Source organism: Nocardia sp. NPDC051030 (genome assembly GCF_040683015.1).
In the GTDB taxonomy this organism is placed as follows: domain Bacteria; phylum Actinomycetota; class Actinomycetes; order Mycobacteriales; family Mycobacteriaceae; genus Nocardia.
In genome coordinates this window covers 250,590-269,220 of sequence record NZ_JBFBCD010000008.1, presented here as the reverse complement: position 1 = coordinate 269,220, position 18,631 = coordinate 250,590, and the positions used below count along the sequence as shown (strand labels likewise).

Sequence of the window (18,631 nt, the reverse complement as noted above, 5' to 3'; positions counted from 1 at the left end):
ATCCAGCCGTCACAGCAGTCCAGGGCGGCCGCAGGCCCCCAGACCCACCCGGATCCCGGCATCACGCATCGAGTGTTCAATGATGCGGCTGAATCGGACAAAATCCCTGCACTATTGAACACTCGTCGGGTGTCGGCGGCTGCGGGTGCGGGGAGGGTGGGATGACTTCTATTCAGTTGGCGCAGCGGGGGACTGGGCTTTTGCAGGTGTTCAATGCGGCCGGGGTGTTGGCTGCGGCGGATGTGCATGTGGCTTTGCGGCTCGGGCGGTTGGGGCGGGAGCAGTCGGAGGCGGCGCTGTTCGCTACGGCGCTCGCCGTGCGAGCTGTGCGATCCGGGTCCGTGTGCCTGGAAGTTCGGCGGATGCATGAGATCGGTGTGGATGCCGAAGGGACGGAAGAGTCTTCGATCGATCCGGCCACCTTGCCTTGGCCGGATGTGGATGCGGTGATTGCCGCCTTGCGGGTCAGTCCGCTGGTGTGCGGGAGTCCGGCCGGGCCCTTGCGGCCTTTGCGGTTGATCGATCCGCCGGGGTCCGAGGCGGGGCCGCTGCTGTATTTAGATCGGTATTACCGGCAGGAAGAGACTATTCGGGCCGCACTGACCGAGCGGGCCGCGACGCGTCCGATGGTGGATGCGGGACTGATTCGGCGGGAGCTGGATCGGCTGTTTCCGGAGCAGGTGGTGGCGGGGGAGCCGCCGGATCGACAGCGGCTGGCCGCGGCGCTGGCGGCTACGCAGTGGACGACCGTGGTTGCGGGTGGGCCGGGTACGGGTAAGACGCACACCATTGCGCGGGTGCTGGCTCTGCTGGTGGCGCATCAGGAAGCGGTGCCGGGTGCGCCCGCGCTGCGGATCGCGCTGGCCGCGCCCACCGGGAAGGCGGCTGCGCGACTTCAGGAGTCGGTGCGGGAGCAGGCGGGGGATATCGGGCTGCCGGAGTTGACGGCCGCGACCTTGCATCGGCTGCTCGGGTGGCAGCGCGGTGGGGCGGGGCGATTCCGGCACAACGAATTCAACCGGCTGCCCTATGACGTGATCGTGGTGGACGAGACATCCATGGTGTCGCTGACCATGATGAGCCGCCTGCTGCCCGCGGTGCGGCCCGATGCCCGGCTGGTGCTGGTGGGCGATCCGGATCAGTTGGCGTCGGTGGACGCGGGGGCGGTGCTCGCCGACCTGGTGGCGGGTCCGGTACTGGGACAGGCGAATCCGGCGCTGGAGCAGATTCTCGGCGGTGAATTGGGTGCTACCGCAGCACATCCCGATGCCCTCTCGAATCGGGAGCGGGAACGGTTGCAGGGCGGCATTGTTCGGCTCACGCGCGGACGTCGCTTCGGCGGGCGGATCGCGGAACTCGCCGTCGCCGTGCGCGCCGGTGATGCGGATACCGCCCTGGAGCTGCTGGCCGCGGGCGGGGACGAGCTGTCCCTGCACGGCCCGGACGACATCACCGAGGTGCGCGCGGATGTCTTGCGCGCGGCCCGTTCCGCCACCGAAGCGGCGATCGCCGGTGATGCGATCGCGGCACTCACCGCCCTCGAATCGCACCGCCTGCTGTGCGCGCACCGTCAAGGCCCGTACGGCGTCGAACGCTGGGACCGCCTGGCCGCCGGTTGGGTGGCAAGCGCGGGCATCAATACCGATTCCGGTGCCGGACACTGGTACCCGGGCCAGCCCCTCCTGGTCACCGCGAACGATCACGAGGCCCGCATCTACAACGGCGACACCGGCGTCATAGTCCGCGCCCCCGACGGCACCCTACGCGCCGCCCTCCAACGCGGCACCGAGCCATACCTGGTGCACCCCACCCAATTCCCGGGCGTCACCACGGTCTACGCCATGACCATCCACCGCAGCCAGGGCAGCCAATATGACGACGTCTCGGTCGTCCTACCCGGCGCCGAGTCCACCCTCCTCACCCGAGAGTTGCTGTACACGGCCATCACCCGCGCCCGCAGGCACGTCCGGGTCCTGGGCACCGAGGACTCCATCCGCGCCGCGATCGGCCGCCGAGTCCTGCGCGCGAGCGGACTCCGCGCCTAGCGTTCGCTCCTCGGGCGAGGGAGCGCCCATGGCGGGAACCCAGCCAATTTCCCGCCATGACAGCTCCCTCGCCCGAGAACTCTTGTACACAGCCATCACCTGAGCCCGCAGACACGTGCGAGTCCTCGGCACTTAGGACTCCATCCGCGCCGCGATCGGCCGCCGAGTCCTGCGCGCGAGCGGACTCCGCGCCTAGCGCCATCGCCACTCGGTGAGGGAGCGTCCATGGCATGGGCAGCCAATTCCCCGACATGACAGCTCCCTCACCGCTATACGGCCGCGGGGTTTCGCGCGCGAGGGGCCTGTGGGGCCAGCGCAATCGTTCCTCGGTGAGGGAGCGACTGTGGCGGGAAACCGGCCCATTTCCCGCCATGACAGCTCCCTCACCTTGTGCGTGCGACACGCGATGAGGCGCGCCGTACGCGCCGGTGAGTGGGAGCAAGATCAGGTACGGCCGACGCGGCGGAGCGTAGGGTTGTTGTCGCAATACCGTTGTCGCCGTGGCCCTTCTGGGTATGCGTTATCGGTGGTCAGGGAGGGGTTCTTGTGTCCGAGCCGGAATCGAAGATTGAGTTCGAGAGTGTGATTTCCGCGGATGGGACGCGGATCGCGTATTCGACCACCGGGCATGGGCCGGGGGTGATCGTGGTGCCGGGGGCATTGTCGGTGGCTAGTGGGTATGGGCGGTTCGCCGAGGCGTTGGGGAGTGGGTTCACCGTGCACACGATCGAGCGGCGTGGGCGGGGGGAGAGTGGGCCGCAGGGGGCGGATTACAGCGTTGCCGATGAGGTCGCGGATGTTCGGGCGCTACAGGACAAGACCGGCGCGGGGTTGATTGTCGGGCACAGCTATGGGGGGTTTGTCGCGCTCGAGGCTGCGCGGGGGAATGCGGCTGTTCGGAAGTTGGCGTTGTATGAGCCGGGGATTTCGGTCGGCGGTTCGATGCCTTCCGGGTGGATGTCCGCGTATGAGGAGTACCTCGAGCAGGGCAAACCGTTCGATGCCTTCGTCGAATTCGTGCGCGCCCTCGGTCCCGACAATGTGCGCAAGATGCCGCGCTGGATGTTCCGGCGCATGATGCCGATGTTCATGAAGGCTCCCGAGAAGGAGCTCGTGGTCGGCCAGCTCACCGAGAATCTGCGCGAGCACCGGGAGATCGTCCGGCTTGACGGCACCCTCGCGAACTATGCGGAGATCAGCGCGAAAGTGCTGCTCATGGATGGCGTCAAGGACCGCCGCGCCTGGACCGACGGGGATCATGCGCAACTCGCCGCGGTCCTCGCGGACTGTGAGCGTCAGAGCATTCCGGGTCTCGACCATTTCGGCATCGACAAGGGTGCGCCCGAACAGGTCGCGGGACTGGTCGGGGAATTCTTCTCGCGTTCGTAGTGCGCTACGTCACTGCGCGGCCCGCGCGGTGGATACCCTGGGTTGCATGAGCAGCACACCCGAGCACGTCGATGTGCTCATTGTCGGGGCTGGTTTGTCCGGTATTGACGCCGCCTTCCACCTGCAGCGTGCCTTCCCGTGGCGCACCTACGCGATCTTCGAGATGCGTGATGCCAGCGGCGGCACCTGGGATCTGTTCCGCTACCCGGGCATTCGCTCCGATTCGGACATGTTCACCCTCGGTTACCGGCACCGTCCGTGGCTGGGGGACAAGGCCATCGCGGACGGCGATTCCATTCTCGAATACGTACGAGACACCGCGGCAGAGAACGGCATCGACAAGCACATCCGCTACCGGCACCGGGTGTTGCGCGCCTCGTGGTCCTCGGCGGAGAACCGGTGGACTGTGACCGCCGAGCATGACGGCGAGCAGGTCGTCATTACCGCGAACTTCCTGTTCAGCTGCTCCGGTTACTACCGATACGATGTCGGCTATACCCCGGATTTCCAAGGCACGGAACGCTTCTCCGGCCCCATCGTGCATCCGCAGCATTGGCCCGAGAAGCTGGATGTGGCGGGCAAGAAGGTCGTCATCGTCGGCTCCGGCGCGACCGCGGTGACCCTCGGCCCGGCCCTGGCCGAGCAGGGCGCGCACATCACCATGTTGCAGCGCTCGCCGTCGTACATCATCTCCATGCCCGCCCGCGACGCCTTCGCCGACCGGGTGCGCCGAATTCTCCCCGCGCGCGCCGCCTACGCACTGGCCCGCGCCAAGAATGTCGGCCTCAGCACCTTTATGTATCAAGTGTCGCAACGCTATCCGAAGCGCATGCGCGCCTGGATCCACGGTTTGCAGGAGCGCTGGCTGCCGCCGGGCTATGACATCGACACGCATTTCAATCCGCGCTACAACCCGTGGGATCAGCGACTGTGCCTGGTTCCCAATGGTGATCTGTTCCGCGCGATCCGGCAGGGCAAGCTCGATATGGTCACCGATCGCATCGACACCTTCACCGAAACCGGTTTGCACCTGGCCTCCGGCCGGGACCTCGAGGCCGACATCATCATCACCGCAACGGGTTTGAACCTGACCGTCTTCGGCGGCATCGACCTGGTGGTGGACGGCCGCGAGATCAAACTCCCGGACGCCATGGCCTATAAGGCCATGATGCTCTCCGACGTCCCCAACTTCGCCTTCATCATCGGCTACACCAATGCCTCCTGGACACTGAAGGCGGACCTGGTGTGCGAGTATGTGGTTCGGCTGCTGCGCCACATGGACGCGAAGGGCTACGCCAAGGCCACCCCGATCCGCGACCCGTCGGTGGGCACCTCCCCATTCCTGAACTTCGAGCCCGGCTACGTCCTGCGCGCCCTCGACATCCTCCCCAAGCAGGGCGACCGCGCCCCCTGGAAACTGCATATGAACTACCTTCGCGATCTGCCGAAACTTCGCTACGGCAAGCTCACCGACCCGGCCATGGTCTTCGAGCGCGCCGAGCGGAGGGCCGAGGTGGCCGCCTCCGAGTGAGGGCCGCGGCCGTAGTGCTGTCGAGTGTCGGTGGGGCCGAATAGGATCGAAGATTCGGACCTCGAGGGGGCGGCATGGTGGCATTGCGTGCGATCCGGTCGCTGGCACTGGCGCCCGGCGAGTTGTCGGCGACGGTGTATTCCGGGTGGAGCACCCCCGATGACAGGGACATCTGGACCTACGCCAGTCAAGGACTGCTGCGGGCGGGCCAGCGGGAATTGGTGCTGAACGTGGTGGCCGAGCCGGGCGACGGCGCGGATGCGGCTGCCGCGCCGGAGTTTCCGTTCTGGCTGATGGCGGAGTTGCATCGGCAGGTACGGGCCGGTCGGCAGGTCGATGCGGGCGGCCATACGCTACTCGCGGAGCCGGGGTGGGGCCTCGGGATCACCGGGTTCGCGTACGAGCGGTTCGCCGACGGCGCGACGCTGTACCCGGATGGTCTGGAGCCGCTGCTGGCGATGCCACTGGTGCACGACGAGGCGCGGGTCGCCTATCGCTACGGGTATGCGCGGGTACTGGCCATGATGGGTGCGCAGACCTCGGTGTTCCCGTACCCGGGCTATTTCGACCGCCGACGGCCACCGGTCACCGAATTCGATACGCAATCGGCGGGAACCCTTTTGGCCGGTGCGACGGTGCTGCACGCGCCCGAGGTCGAGGTGGCGGGCAATACCCGGCAGGTGCGGGTGGCGGTGCGGCCGGAATGGGCCCGCCCGCTGGCCGAGCGACTACGCGAGGCCGGGGAGCTGGCGGCGCTGCTGACCTCGGCGGTGCACAGCTTCGCCCGGCAGCGTTATGTGTGGACCGGCGACAATGTCCGCACGGCGATCGGCGTGCCGCAGTCGGGTGATCCCATGATCGCCGGGAACTTCCTCATGCTCGTCGCCGCCGAGAGCGAACCGCGGGTGCATGTGATCGAGGACGGCTACGGCCTGATCATGCCGCCGCCGCGATGGCGCGAACTGCTGGAGGCACTCGAGGCCGGTCGCGAATACCGTTGGCAGGTAGGCGAAATCGAGGTCACGATAGCCATTGCTGTCACCGAGCACGATTCCCCGTTCGGCCACTACACCACGGGTGAACCCATTGCCGTGCATCAGCCCAGTGATCCGCGCCCGGATGCGGTCGGCGTCGAAATCGTGCTGCTCACCGAACAGCAGGTGATCGATACCGAGATCACCGTGGATCAGCTGGTGACCTTCTGTCGATCCGTCATCGGAACGGTCGATACAGCCGTGCGCGGGATATCGCACGACAGTGAGAAGCTGGTCGTGGCAGTGGAATTTGCCCCCGAACGCCCGCTCTACGTCCAGCTCGCCACCAGCGGTGACTTCCCCGACGCGGAGGGTCAGCGACTCACCGAACGCCTGAACGCCCTCACCCCGCCCCCGGTCCGGGAACGGGTGATCGCCTTCGAAATCTGGTTCAGCCTCAACGGTTGACCCGAGCTATCGCCCGAAAACGCCTTCCAAGCGATTGCGCGATCCCGGATGCACGAGTCGCGCCACACTGGCCACCCCGTCCTCCGACCAGGTCCGTCGGCGAATCAGCAGGCATGGTTCGGTGCGGTCGATGCGCAGTAGACGGCACTCCTCGGCGCTGCCCAGCACCGCCTCCACCACATGCTCCCCACGCACCAGCGGCGCGACCCGGCTCAGATAGTCGTTGGGAGTGGTCGCGGTGAAATCCTGGTCCAAGTAGCCCGGGGCGGCGGCGGGATTGACGTAGCGATCCTCGACCTGGATCGGGGTGTCGTCCTCGAAGTGCACCAGGATCGAGTGAAAAGCCCTGGAGCCGAGGGAGTCTCGCAGGAAGGTGTGGGTGGCGTCGATGGTCTCCGCGCGCACCAGCACCACCTCGGTGCGATGGCGGTGCCCGCGCCGGGAGATCTCGTCGGCGATATTGCGGACCTCGAACAGGGGTGAGGATTTCTTGGTGGCCGCCACGAAGGTGCCCACGCCCATCTGGCGCACGATCAACCCCTCGGCGGCCAGTTCGCGCAAGGCCCGATTGATGGTCATGCGGGAGAGCCCGAGCGCGGCCACGAACTGATGCTCGGAGGGCAGTTGATCGCCCTCGGCCCAGCTGCCGGATCGGACCTGTGCGGTCACGAGGTTCTTGACCCGCTCGTAGGCCGGTGCGGATTCGCCGCCCGTCTCGCCGAACAGGGCGGCGAGTTCCGCATCGCCGTCGACCGCCACCATGCCCCGCACCAGCTCCTCACCCGCGTCCATTGCTCGATTCCGCAGCCTACCGGCCCGGATCACCCGCGATTGACAGTTGTATAGACAGGACTATACAACTGTTGCAGAATTGCGATCCAGCACACAGTGAAGCCCCCGACGCGAACGACGTCACAAGGGGCGCTGGACATTCGGCGAGATCGAGGAATCCGATGGACATCACTTCCCCCGGCCATCCGGCCCGCACCGTGCGCGCACCCCGCGGCCCCGAGCTGACCACGCTCGGCTGGCAGCAGGAGGGCGCGCTGCGCATGCTCATGAACAACCTCGATCCGGAGGTGGCCGAACATCCGGACAGCCTGGTCGTCTACGGCGGCACCGGCCGTGCCGCCCGCAGCTGGGCCGCCTTCGACGCCATGGTCGCGACGCTGCGGACCCTGCGCGATGACGAGACCATGCTGGTGCAGTCCGGTAAGCCGGTCGGCGTGTTCCGCACCAATGTGTGGGCGCCCCGGGTGCTCATCGCCAATTCGAATCTGGTGGGGGACTGGGCGAACTGGGAGGAATTCCGGCGTCTGGAAGAGCTCGGGCTCACCATGTACGGGCAGATGACGGCCGGGTCCTGGATCTACATCGGCACCCAGGGCATTCTGCAGGGCACGTACGAGACCTTCGGGGCCATCGCGCGCAAGCGATTCGACGGCAGCCTGGCCGGAACCATCACGCTCACCGCGGGATTGGGCGGTATGGGTGGCGCCCAGCCCATGGCCGTCACCATGAACGACGGCGTGGCGATCTGCGTGGACTGCGATGTCACCCGCATCGACCGGCGCATCGAACACCGCTACCTCGACGTCAAGGCCGACGATCTCGACCACGCGCTGGCGCTGGCCATCGCGGCGCGCGATGCCCGCACGCCGCTGTCGATCGGCGTGGAAGGCAATGCGGCGGAGGTATTTCCGGAGCTGCTGCGCCGTGGCGCGCCCATCGATATCGTCACCGATCAGACCTCGGCCCACGATCCGCTCGCGTACCTGCCGGTGGGTGTGGACTTCGCGGAGATGAAGACCCTGGCAGCCAAGGATCCGGTCTGGTTCACCGAGCAGGCCCGGCTTTCCATGGCCGCACATGTGGCGGCCATGGTCGGCTTCCTCGATGGCGGCGCGGAAGTCTTCGACTACGGCAACTCCATTCGCGATGAGGCCCGAAAGGGCGGATTTGACCGCGCCTTCGACTTTCCGGGGTTCGTGCCCGCCTACATCCGGCCGCTGTTCGAGGAGGGCATGGGCCCGTTCCGCTGGGCCGCGCTCTCCGGCGATCCGGCCGATATCGCCGCCACCGACCGCGCCATTCTCGAATTGTTCCCGGAGAACGAGCATTTGAGGCGCTGGATCACCATGGCGGGGGAGAAGATCGCCTTCGAAGGCCTGCCCGCGCGCATCTGCTGGCTCGGTTACGGCGAAAGGCACCGCGCCGGACTGAAATTCAATGAGATGGTGGCCAGCGGCGAGCTGTCCGCGCCCGTCGCCATCGGCCGCGACCACCTGGACTCCGGTTCGGTCGCCTCGCCGTACCGGGAGACCGAGGCCATGCGCGACGGCTCGGACGCCATCGCCGACTGGCCGCTACTGAACGCGCTGGTGAACACCGCGTCCGGCGCGTCGTGGGTGTCGATCCATCATGGCGGCGGCGTCGGTATGGGGCGCTCCATTCATGCCGGGCAGGTGTGCATCGCCGATGGCACCGAACTGGCCGCCCGCAGGATCGAGGCCGTGCTCACCAACGACCCGGGCATGGGCGTCATCCGGCATGCCGACGCGGGATACGAGCACGCGCTCGAGACCGCACGCACCCGGGGCATTCGCGTCCCGATGATCGAACCGCACTGAACCACACCGCTTTACGCAATACCAGTTTTACGCAACACCAGCTCGACGAGTTACCGATTCACCCGACCGCGGTCGCAGTAGAAAGAAGGCCGAGACCATGACGCAAGACGGTCCCGCCGAAGTCGTTCTCACCCCGGAACGCCACACCATCGACGTCATCCCCGACAGTGCGCGACACGGCAGCCCACGCAGCCAATTCACGCTCTGGTTCGGGGCGAATATGCAGATCACCGCGATTGTCGACGGTGCGCTCGCGGTCATCTTCGGCGCGGACGCGTTGTGGGCGATCATCGGACTGCTGATCGGCAATGTCGCCGGTGGCGCGGTCATGTCATTGCATTCCGCGCAGGGGCCGAAACTGGGCCTGCCGCAGATGATTTCCAGCCGCGCCCAGTTCGGGGTGCGCGGTGCGGTGCTGCCGCTGCTGCTGGCGATCCTCATGTATCTGGGCTTCGCCGCCACCGGCACGGTGCTGGCCGGGCAGGCGGTCGCCAAGGTCCTGCATATCGACAGTCCCGAGCTGGGCATGGCGATCTTCGGGGTGCTGACCGCGTTCATCGCGGTGACCGGATACAAGCTGATCCATGTGGTCGGGCGGATTTCGACCGTGGTCGGCATTATCGGATTCACTTATCTGGGAATCCGTTTGGTGTCCGAGTACGACATTGCCGCGCAACTCGGGGCGAAGGGTTTCGACCTGCCCACCTTCTTGCTGGCGGTGTCGCTGGGTGCGAGCTGGCAGCTCACCTTCGGGCCGTATGTGGCCGACTACTCGCGCTATCTGCCGCGCAGCACCAGCGATCGGACGACCTTCTGGTCCACCTTCGCGGGCACGGTGCTGGGCTCGCAGTGGTCCATGACATTCGGTGCGCTCATCGCGGCGGTCGCCGGGAAGTCATTCATGCGCGATCAGGTCGGCTTCATCGGTGACCTCGCGGGCCCGGCCGCGGTCGCCATCCTCATCTACCTGGTGATCGTCACCGGCAAGCTGACCGTCAATGTGCTCAATGCCTACGGCGGCTTCATGTCCATTCTCACCACGGTGACGGCCTTCGAAGGGCGGTCGACGATTTCGGCGACGGCACGCGGGCTCTACATCATCGGTTTCACCACCACCTCGACGCTCATCGCCATCGCGGCCAGCGCCGACTTCCTCGGCAATTTCAAGAATTTCGTGCTGGCGCTGCTCATGGTGTTCACGCCGTGGAGCGCGATCAACCTGATCGACTACTACCTGATCTCCCGCGAGCGCTTCGACATTCCGGCGCTCTACGACCCGCGCGGCCGCTACGGGGCGTGGAATGTGCCCGCGCTGCTCTGCTACGGCATAGGTGTGGCGGTGCAGATCCCGTTCCTGGCGACCAAGCTCTACACCGGACCGCTCACCGACAAGCTCGGCGGTGCGGACATCTCGTGGATCGTCGGCATCATGGTGACCGCGGCGCTCTACTACCCGGTCGCCCGGCGTACCGCGAATCCGCCGGATCGGATGATCTATCCGGCCGATTTCGAAACCAGCCGGGCCTGAAGACAATCCGAGTCTGGGCGGCGACGGCGGTGTGGAAAGACGGAATACCGGTCACCACTGGAGGATTCGTATGAGTACGGGCATCGCTGCCGACCTATCGCCCGCAACCTGGACCGGGCGGATCGACGGCGACACCGCCGAACATCTGCGCTGGCATCAGGCGGTGCGGCCCTTCGCGCCGGACGCGGACGAAAGTGGTTGCGTGCTCATCGGTTTTGCCAGCGACGAAGGCGTGCGGCGTAATCAGGGTCGCACCGGCGCAGCTTCCGGTCCAGACGCTCTGCGTGCGGCGCTGGCGTCCATGGCATTGAGCGCACCGATTTACATCGAGGATGCCGGAACGGTTTCGGTCACCGATGGCGATCTCGAGGCGGGCCAGCAGCGCCTCGGCCGGGCCGTCGCCGCGGCGCTTGATGTGGGTCGGCTGCCGGTTGTCTTGGGCGGCGGACACGAAGTCGCCTTCGGCACCTATCTGGGGGTCTCCGCCGCCGAGCTGCGCGAACGGCGGCCGCGCCTCGGAATCCTCAATCTGGACGCACATTTCGACCTGCGCGCCGATCCGATCCCGAGCTCGGGCACCCCATTCCGGCAGATCTTGGCCGCCGAGGCCGTGGCCGGAACGTCCTGCCGCTACGACGTGCTCGGCATCAGCCGCACCAGCAATACGACTGCGCTGTTCGATGCCGCGCACCACTTGAATGTGCGGTATCTGCTGGACGACCAGTGCGGATTCGCCGATCATGCCGCGGTCGACGCCTTCGTCACCGCCCTGCTGGACGCGGTCGATCTGCTGTATCTGACCATCGACCTGGATGTGCTGCCCGCCGCCGTCGCCCCCGGCGTCAGCGCACCGGCCGCATACGGCGTCGCACTGGAAATCGTTCAGCGCGTGTGCGATCGAGTCACGGCCAGCGGCAAGCTCGCCGCCGTGGATATCGCCGAACTCAATCCCGCCCTCGATATCGACAATCGGACCGCCCGGACCGCCGCGCGCCTGATCGACCGCATTGTCATCGGACACCGCTCACCGCACGAAAGCGTCTGAGCTACTCGGGAACCGGATCGAACAGTCCGGGAACGCTGAGCGCGTATTCGACATCCTCGCGCCGACCCAGCGTGACCAGCACCCCGCGAATCATGGTGAGTCGCGCCGCCGCAATGGTTTCCGCATCGGGTTCGCCGTCCGGTGCGCCCGCCGAGATGCGATAGACCACGAATTCGCAGATCTGCAAGGCGGTATCGAGGTCGATATCGCTGGGCGAAGGCCGTCCGAGCACGGCGAACTTGGCGCGTACCAATGCGCGAATGTCGTCGAGCGCCTGCTCCCGATACGTGGAGACCGGTGATCCCGGATCATGCAGCTCGGCGAACAGCGGCGCGAGCATGGGCCCGTGCCCACCGGCCCAGTACAGGTACGCCTCGATCATATTGATGCCGAGTTCCACCGGCTGTTCGGAGCGATCCAGCGCGGACTTGATCCCGCCGACGAGGTCGTCATTGGAGACCGTGAGCACCGCGTGCAGCGGTTCGACGGCATTGGCGAAATAGCGGTAGAAGGTCGGCCGCGCCAGCCCGGCCGTCTCGATGATGCGGGCCACGCTCAGTCCTCGCGACCCGTGCGTGGCGAATACCTCGGCGGTGGCGAGCACGATGCGCGCTCGCACCTGGTCGGCCTGCTTCGCCGTCTGCGGCGGGCGGCCACGGCGGGCGGTCTGGGCCTGCGTCATGGGCGCGAGGTCCGGGGAAGGCTTGACATGAGGTGCGTCACGCCTATTAATCTAACACTAGTGTTCACGTAACACTGGTGTTCAGTGAATTGCGGGCTCCGGCCCGCGCGGACCTATCGAGAGGGCGCCCAATGACGTCTGCGCCGCAGCTTGCCGTCGCCGATGCACTTCCGTTCGACCTGGTGCAGGGGCTGCTGGGCCATGCCGTCGCGGGCGGTGCGCCCTCGGTGGAGGTCTTCGCACCGGCCACCGGGCGCAAGATCGCGGACCTGCCGCAGTCCTCGGTCGCCGATATCGAGGCGGCCTTCGTCACCGCTCGCAAGGCCCAGCGGGCGTGGGCCGAGGTGCCGGTCGGTGAGCGTGCCGCGCTGCTGCGCCGCATTCACGATCTGGTGCTGGCCGAGCAGGACACCATTCTCGATATCGTTCAGACCGAGACCGGCAAGTCGCGCGTGCATGCCTTCGACGAGGTGTCCGATGTCGCGGTGAATACGCGCTACTACGCCACCGAAGGCAAAAAGCTGCTCGCGCACCGCAAGCCGCGCGGCGTCATGCCGGTGCTCACCCAGGTGGAAGTCCGCAATCGGCCCAAGGGTGTCGTGGCGGTCATCTCGCCGTGGAACTACCCCCTCGCACTGGGCGCGTCCGATGCGCTGCCCGCGCTGCTCGCGGGCAATGCCGTCATCGGCCGCCCCGACAATCAGACCGCGCTGACTCTCTTGTGGGCCATCGATATTGCCGAGCGCGCGGGCCTGCCCAAGGGTCTGTGGCAGGCGGTCCTGGGTCGCGGCGCGGTGGTCGGCACCGAGGTCATCGCTCGTGCGGACTATGTCGACTACACCGGTTCCAGTGCCACCGGGCGGACCATCGCCCAGCAGGCGGGGGAGCGGCTCATCGGCTACTCCCTCGAATTGGGCGGTAAGAACCCGCTGCTCGTGCTGTCGGATGCCGATGTGTCCGCCGCCGCCAAGATCGCGGTCCGCGCCTGCTTCGCCTCGGCCGGGCAGCTGTGCGAGTCGATCGAGCGAATCTATGTGCACGACAAGGTGTATGACCAGTTCATCACCGAATTCGTCGCCCACACCGAGAAACTCACGCTGGGCAAGACCCTCGACTTCTCCTACGAGATCGGGTCGCTGAGCTTCCCGCGTCAGATCGACACCGTGAGCAAGCATGTCGACGATGCGGTCGCCAAGGGCGCGAAGGTGCTCGCCGGAGGAAAGGCCCGCCCGGACCTCGGCCCGTACTTCTACGAGCCCACCGTCCTGGCCGGGGTGCGCGAGGGCATGACCGTATTCCGCGAGGAGACGTTCGGCCCGGTCGTCTCGGTCTATCGCGTCAAGAGCGATGACGAGGCAGTGGCCCAGGCCAATGACACCGCCTATGGCCTCAATGCCAGTGTGTGGGGCCGCGATACCGATCGCGCCCGCGAGATCGCCGCCCGCATCAATGCCGGATCGGTGAACGTGAACGAGGGCTTCATTGCCGCCTGGGGTTCGGTGGCCGCGCCGTCGGGCGGGCTCGGCATCTCCGGGACCGGTCGTAGGCACGGCCCGGAAGGCCTGCTGAAATACATCGACACGCAGACCATCGCGGTGCAGCGCATGCTGCCCATCGCGCCGCTGCCCGGCATGTCCGAGCAGCTGTGGGCCAAGACGATGACGCTCTACTTGAGTGTCATGAAGACGCTGCGGCAGAAGTAAACTGCCGGGTACTAGACAGGGGTATTCGAGGGTATGAAGACGGTCGCGGGCAGCAAGGTCCTCGTCACGGGGGCCGCCATGGGTCTCGGCAAATTATTCGCGCAGCGCGCGGTGGCCGAGAACGCCGCCGACGTGGTGCTGTGGGACATCAATGAAACGGCGCTGAAGGAGACCGCGGCCGAGCTGGCCGCGCTCGGCGCCAGCCGCATCCACCACTATGTGGTCGACGTGTCCGACCGCGACGCCATCGCCGAGGCAGGGACCGCGGTGCGCGACGAGGTCGGCGAGATCGACGTGCTGGTCAACAATGCGGGCATCGTGCGCGGCAACGGATACTTCTGGGAGACCGAGAACCGCGCCGATATCGACAAGACCATGGCGATCAATTCTCTTGCGCCCATGTACATCACGCTGGAATTCCTGCCCGGCATGGTGCGCGGCAACCGGGAATCGCGGGTGCTGAACATCGCCTCCTCCGCGGGCCTGGTCGCCAACCCGCGCATGAGCGTGTACGCGGCATCCAAGTGGGCGGCGCTGGGCTGGTCGGACTCGGTGCGACTCGAGCTGGAGCAGTCCGGCAATGAGCACGTGAAGTTCACCACCGTGTGCCCGACCTACATCAATACCGGAATGTTCGACGGGGCCAAGGGTTTCTGGTTCACCCCGATCCTGCAGCCGGACGAGGTCGTCGACACCTCCTGGAACGAGATGAAGAAGGGTTCCGCGCTGGTGGTCATGCCGTGGACCTCGCGCCTCAACCGCGCGATCACCGGCCTGCTGCCGCTCAAGGTGCGGGACTTCTACCTCAATACCGTCGGCGTCTACCACTCGATGGACGAATTCACCGGCCGCAAGTAGGGATTCACGTTCGATGGCCCGTGCGGGGTTTCGCCCCGCGCGGGCCATCGGCGTTTCCTGGCCCAGCGTTGATCACCGTGTCGAGTTCGGCAAGCGAATGGATGACCGACACCCCGTCATAGCGCGCACCCGATGCCAGGCGATCGAGCCAGAACGCACGCAGCCCGGCATCTCTCGCGCCCAGCCCGTCGGTGTCATGGCGATCGCCGACATAGGCGACCTGGTCCGGCGGCAGACCGAGCATTTCGCACCCGGCGAGGAAGATGCCGGGATCGGGTTTGGCCGTGCCGAATTCGGCCGAGCAGAGGATGGCGTCGCCGAAATGGTCGTGCAGGCCCACGGCATGCAGCTTGCCGACCTGGTGGGCGAGTGAGGAATTCGACACCACACCGAGCGCGACCCGACCGGTCAGCGCCCCGAGCATCGGCGGAACATCGGGGAACACGGCCCAGGCCGTATCCCGAAACGCGACATACCGGCCGAACCAAGCCCGTGGATCATCCACCGCCGCACCGATATGCGCCAGAAACCGCCGCGTCCGCACCTGCTGTTGCCCCGTGAAAGTGAGCTCGCCAGCCAGGAACCGCGGATACTCTTCCTCCTCGAGTTCCCGCCACAGCGTCACCGCCGCATCGGGCGAGGTGAACCGATCAAGCAGTGCCTCCGCGCTCAGATGCCGCAGTATTCCCTGCCGCACCGTCGCCGAATAGTCGATGAGCGTGTCATCGATATCGAACAGGACCCCGCGAATCGTCATGCCCGCGTACCGATCACCACGGTCGCCCCGAGCTCCTCGCATTCGACAATCCGCGCCGACAGTCCATGCCCACGCATGATCTCGACCGCAACCGGAGCCTGCTCCTCGCTCTCCTCGACCAGCAAATGCCCCCCGGGAGCGAGCCATTCACCCGCAACAGCCGCAATCCGCCGCAGCACATCGAGCCCATCGACCCCACCATCGAGCGCCACCCGAGGTTCATGATCACGGGCTTCGGGCGGCATCCACGAAATCTCCGCCGAGGGCACATAGGGCGTATTCGCCAGCAGAATATCCACCCGCCCAGCCAGCTCGGCGGGCACGGGCTCGAAGAGATCACCCTCGAATACCTGGCCATTCAGCGCAGCGAGATTGACCCGAGCACATTCCACGGCGGCATGCTCGATATCCGAGGCCGCGAGTTCGACCCGAATCCCCTCGGCGGCCAATTCACTCGCGAGCGCCATCCCCAATGCGCCACAGCCGCAGCACATATCGAGTGCCACCAGAGCTCGCTCGGAAGTAGACGCGCCGCCCGTCGGCTCCGCACCATCGGCATCGGGCCGCATCGAGCTGCCGCCCATGGCGACAGTCTGCTGGGTCGATGACGCATGCACGTGAGTTCCGGCGGCCGTCGCCTCGTTCGCCAAGCCGGGGATGTGCGCATCCGGCCGAATCAGGTTGGCGCCGAGCATGACTGCCTGCTCGACGAGGAAGCCCGTGCGCTGGCGAGGGACGAACACATTCGCGGCTACGGCCACTCGCAGACCGCGAAACTCGGCCCAGCCCAGCAGGTGTTCCAGGGGGTATCCGGCGATGCGCTGCGCGACAAGCGATTCCAGGTGTTCGGGATCGGTGGCGGCGGTGAGTAAGAGTTCGGCTTCTTCCTCCGCGAAGACGCAGCCTGCCGCTCGGAGGCGGGTAACCAGTGTGTCGGTGTCGGGGGAAGTCACCGCATTATTCTGCACGCCCGGACATCCGCCCAGGTGAGGCGGGGTCCGGGCGGGCAACCCGAATCAGCGGGAGGCGGGCAGCAGCAGAGTGCGGGAGGCGTCGATATAGATGCCACGCTGATTGCTGCGCGCGGGTGGCGGCAGCTGGGAGACCAGCTGTTCCAGGGAGGTGGTGGCTCCGACCACCGGGAGGCCCGCCACGATGAAATCGGCGACGGCCCGGCGGATGTGGTTGGGGGAGGTGACCACGATGACGCTGGACGCGCCTGCTTGGCGGAGCATATTGGCGCTGTTCAGGGCGTTGGCGACGGTGGATCCGGCGCGGTGGTCGGTCATGACCCGGCTTGCGGGGATGCCGTGTCCGATCAGCCAGCCTTCCATGGCCGCCGCCTCGGTGATCCCGCTCTGCGGATTGCCGCCCGACACCACGATCGGGGACATGGGCGATGCGATCGCCTGCAACCAGGCGGCCTGGAGGCGGTTCACCAGTTCGGGCCGCATGGTGCCGTCGGGCAGCAGGCCGTACCCGCAGACCGCGATGCCGGTGCCCGGGCCCGCAATGGCCGGAATCGGGTTGGGCAGCGTACCCACGGCCGCTCCGATGGCGCGGAACACATTGCGGGTGCCGTCGGCGAGTCGCGCATCGAGGACATTGAGTCGGTTGACCGCGACTTCGCGGGTGAGCAGGTCGCCCTTGAAGTCGGACCAGATGGCCTGCAAGGACAGCGCCTGGGTGTCATCGGGTGATTCGGCGAGCAATTGCCGCAGGTCGCCGAGCCCGGCGTCCTCATCGCCGTCGACGAAGTTCTCCTGCGCGGAGTTGTAGAGAGCGCCCGGATCCGCATGCGCGGCACCGGGCGCGAAGAGGGTGAGGGCGGCGGCGGTCGCCGCGAGGAGGGTGGGTAAACGCCTGGCGATCTGCACTGCTGTCGACCTTTCGGAGAGGGTCACGCATGCTCTTGCTGGCTATTCGATTCGTTGCCGGTAGTTGGCTCGGCACCGAATGGGGACACGATACGACTGCGCAGGGCCCTTGTCGGTGATTTGCCACCGTGAAGTCGCAGGTTTGACCGCCGCCCCGCCCGGGAACGCGCGCGATCTTTCGATGTCCGCCGCCGCACCACCCCTGCGTCGCGTGCGGCGGCCCCGAGCGGGCGGGTTAAGGTGTGAATCCGTGGATACGACTTCGCTGATCGGCAAAGATCTCGCCGCCGCCATCAATGCCGACACCAAGCAGCGCGCCGCCGCGCTCGCGGACAAGGGCGCACCCGCCCGTCTGGCCCTGGTGATCCCCAATGACGATCCGGCCAGCGCCTGGTACGTGAAGTCGCTCAATCGCGCCGCCGAGCGCAATGGAATCGCCTGCGAGAACGTCGATCTCGGCGTGGATGCCACCGCCGAGGAGATTCGCGCCAAGCTGATCGCACTCTCCGCCGACCCCTCGGTGGACGCCATCATGCTCCAGACTCCGCTCCCCAAGGGCGTCGGCCTGGACGACGTGAGCATTGCCATCGCCGCCGCCAAGGATGTGGACGGCGTCAGCCCGCTCTCGCTCGGCCTGCTGGCCTCCGGCCTCCCCGGCTTCCCGCCCGCCACCTCCGAGGCCGTGGTGGAACTGGCCAAGTTCCACGGCATTCCGCTCGAAGGCAAGCACGTCGCGGTGGTCGGCCGCTCCAATGTGGTCGGCAAGCCCCTGGCTCAGCTCCTACTGGCCGAGAACGCCACGGTCACCGTCGCCCACTCCCGCACCACCGACCTGCCGGGCATCACCTCGGCCGCCGACGTCGTGGTAGCCGCGGTTGGCCGCGCGGGCCTGATCACCGCCGAGCACATCCGCGAGGGCGCGGTCGTCATCGACGTCGGCACCAATGAGGACGAGAACGGCAACATCACCGGCGATGTGAACGCCGAATCGGTCACCGGCAAGGCCGCCGCCCTGAGCCCGGTCCCCGGCGGCGTAGGCCCGGTCACCACCGCCCTGCTGATGCGCCACGTAGTCCAATCCGCCGAAGCAGCCCGCTAGCCGAGGTCTTCAGAGATCAACATGCAGTGGTGCAGGGATTTCGGC

At 66.7% G+C, this 18,631-nt stretch carries 15 protein-coding genes; 10 read left to right on the top strand and 5 right to left on the bottom strand.

What is annotated here, in order from left to right:
* Positions 1-161 precede the first annotated feature (161 nt).
* The 4 genes from recD (at position 162) to AB0N05_RS26760 (ending at position 6,407) form a co-directional block, all read left to right on the top strand.
* Entirely contained in the window at positions 162-2,045 is a 1,884-nt protein-coding gene (gene recD, locus AB0N05_RS26775; RefSeq protein ID WP_364698634.1) for an exodeoxyribonuclease V subunit alpha, read from the top strand.
* A 582-nt stretch (positions 2,046-2,627) separates the two neighbouring features.
* Complete coding sequence (locus AB0N05_RS26770) at positions 2,628-3,434, top strand: alpha/beta hydrolase (protein ID WP_364698632.1); 807 nt, start codon at positions 2,628-2,630, stop codon at positions 3,432-3,434.
* Between the two features lie 46 nt (positions 3,435-3,480).
* A complete protein-coding gene (locus tag AB0N05_RS26765) occupies positions 3,481-4,965 on the top strand; it encodes an NAD(P)/FAD-dependent oxidoreductase (RefSeq protein WP_364698630.1) in 1,485 nt (494 codons plus the stop codon).
* 74 nt (positions 4,966-5,039) lie between these two features.
* Positions 5,040-6,407 carry a hypothetical protein gene (locus tag AB0N05_RS26760; protein WP_364698627.1) on the top strand — a complete coding sequence of 456 codons (1,368 nt, stop codon included), beginning with the start codon at positions 5,040-5,042 and terminating at the stop codon, positions 6,405-6,407.
* Between the two features lie 6 nt (positions 6,408-6,413).
* On the opposite strand, the gene hutC is transcribed toward AB0N05_RS26760, so the two are convergent.
* Complete coding sequence (gene hutC, locus AB0N05_RS26755) at positions 6,414-7,169, bottom strand: histidine utilization repressor (protein WP_364699109.1); 756 nt, start codon at positions 7,167-7,169, stop codon at positions 6,414-6,416.
* Positions 7,170-7,360: 191 nt separating this feature from the next.
* Here hutC and hutU point away from each other — a divergent pair, with 191 nt between their 5' ends.
* From hutU to hutG, 3 genes are all read left to right on the top strand, one after another.
* On the top strand, positions 7,361-9,037 hold the full coding sequence (gene hutU / locus AB0N05_RS26750) for a urocanate hydratase (protein ID WP_364698625.1): 1,677 nt from the start codon (positions 7,361-7,363) through the stop codon (positions 9,035-9,037).
* A 97-nt stretch (positions 9,038-9,134) separates the two neighbouring features.
* Positions 9,135-10,565 (top strand): cytosine permease, encoded by a 1,431-nt coding sequence (locus AB0N05_RS26745; protein ID WP_364698623.1) that lies wholly within the window; start codon positions 9,135-9,137, stop codon positions 10,563-10,565.
* A gap of 70 nt (positions 10,566-10,635) precedes the next feature.
* Positions 10,636-11,610: a formimidoylglutamase gene (gene hutG / locus AB0N05_RS26740; protein WP_364698621.1), complete on the top strand. Its 975-nt coding sequence runs from the start codon at positions 10,636-10,638 to the stop codon at positions 11,608-11,610.
* A gap of 1 nt (position 11,611) precedes the next feature.
* Here the strand turns inward: hutG and AB0N05_RS26735 are convergent, their stop codons facing one another.
* On the bottom strand, positions 11,612-12,292 hold the full coding sequence (locus AB0N05_RS26735; protein ID WP_364698619.1) for a TetR/AcrR family transcriptional regulator: 681 nt from the start codon (positions 12,290-12,292) through the stop codon (positions 11,612-11,614).
* A gap of 131 nt (positions 12,293-12,423) precedes the next feature.
* Here AB0N05_RS26735 and AB0N05_RS26730 point away from each other — a divergent pair, with 131 nt between their 5' ends.
* On the top strand, positions 12,424-13,995 hold the full coding sequence (locus tag AB0N05_RS26730; RefSeq protein ID WP_364698617.1) for a succinic semialdehyde dehydrogenase: 1,572 nt from the start codon (positions 12,424-12,426) through the stop codon (positions 13,993-13,995).
* Positions 13,996-14,028: 33 nt separating this feature from the next.
* Entirely contained in the window at positions 14,029-14,853 is an 825-nt protein-coding gene (locus AB0N05_RS26725) for an SDR family oxidoreductase (protein WP_364698615.1), read from the top strand.
* Positions 14,854-14,857: 4 nt separating this feature from the next.
* Here the strand turns inward: AB0N05_RS26725 and AB0N05_RS26720 are convergent, their stop codons facing one another.
* From AB0N05_RS26720 to AB0N05_RS26710, 3 genes are all read right to left on the bottom strand, one after another.
* Positions 14,858-15,610, bottom strand: coding sequence for an HAD family hydrolase (locus AB0N05_RS26720; RefSeq protein WP_364698613.1), 753 nt, complete (start codon positions 15,608-15,610; stop codon positions 14,858-14,860).
* Positions 15,607-16,563, bottom strand: coding sequence for a methyltransferase (locus AB0N05_RS26715; RefSeq protein WP_364698611.1), 957 nt, complete (start codon positions 16,561-16,563; stop codon positions 15,607-15,609). Before AB0N05_RS26715 ends, AB0N05_RS26720 begins: the two co-directional genes overlap by 4 nt.
* A gap of 63 nt (positions 16,564-16,626) precedes the next feature.
* Positions 16,627-17,487 (bottom strand): YdcF family protein, encoded by an 861-nt coding sequence (locus tag AB0N05_RS26710; protein WP_364698608.1) that lies wholly within the window; start codon positions 17,485-17,487, stop codon positions 16,627-16,629.
* Positions 17,488-17,737: 250 nt separating this feature from the next.
* Between AB0N05_RS26710 and AB0N05_RS26705 the strand changes: the two genes are divergently transcribed.
* On the top strand, positions 17,738-18,586 hold the full coding sequence (locus AB0N05_RS26705) for a bifunctional 5,10-methylenetetrahydrofolate dehydrogenase/5,10-methenyltetrahydrofolate cyclohydrolase (RefSeq protein WP_364698606.1): 849 nt from the start codon (positions 17,738-17,740) through the stop codon (positions 18,584-18,586).
* The last annotated feature ends 45 nt before the right edge of the window (positions 18,587-18,631 follow it).

Bases quoted from the DNA above. Each gene is read 5' to 3' on its own strand.
- recD (WP_364698634.1), top strand. From the start codon at position 162: ATGACTTCTATTCAGTTGGCGCAGCGGGGGACTGGGCTTTTGCAGGTG.
- AB0N05_RS26765 (WP_364698630.1), top strand. From the start codon at position 3,481: ATGAGCAGCACACCCGAGCACGTCGATGTGCTCATTGTCGGGGCTGGT.
- AB0N05_RS26760 (WP_364698627.1), top strand. From the start codon at position 5,040: ATGGTGGCATTGCGTGCGATCCGGTCGCTGGCACTGGCGCCCGGCGAG.
- hutC (WP_364699109.1), bottom strand. From the start codon at position 7,169: ATGGTGGCGGTCGACGGCGATGCGGAACTCGCCGCCCTGTTCGGCGAG.
- hutU (WP_364698625.1), top strand. From the start codon at position 7,361: ATGGACATCACTTCCCCCGGCCATCCGGCCCGCACCGTGCGCGCACCC.
- AB0N05_RS26745 (WP_364698623.1), top strand. From the start codon at position 9,135: ATGACGCAAGACGGTCCCGCCGAAGTCGTTCTCACCCCGGAACGCCAC.
- hutG (WP_364698621.1), top strand. From the start codon at position 10,636: ATGAGTACGGGCATCGCTGCCGACCTATCGCCCGCAACCTGGACCGGG.
- AB0N05_RS26735 (WP_364698619.1), bottom strand. From the start codon at position 12,292: ATGACGCAGGCCCAGACCGCCCGCCGTGGCCGCCCGCCGCAGACGGCG.
- AB0N05_RS26730 (WP_364698617.1), top strand. From the start codon at position 12,424: ATGACGTCTGCGCCGCAGCTTGCCGTCGCCGATGCACTTCCGTTCGAC.
- AB0N05_RS26725 (WP_364698615.1), top strand. From the start codon at position 14,029: ATGAAGACGGTCGCGGGCAGCAAGGTCCTCGTCACGGGGGCCGCCATG.
- AB0N05_RS26720 (WP_364698613.1), bottom strand. From the start codon at position 15,610: ATGACGATTCGCGGGGTCCTGTTCGATATCGATGACACGCTCATCGAC.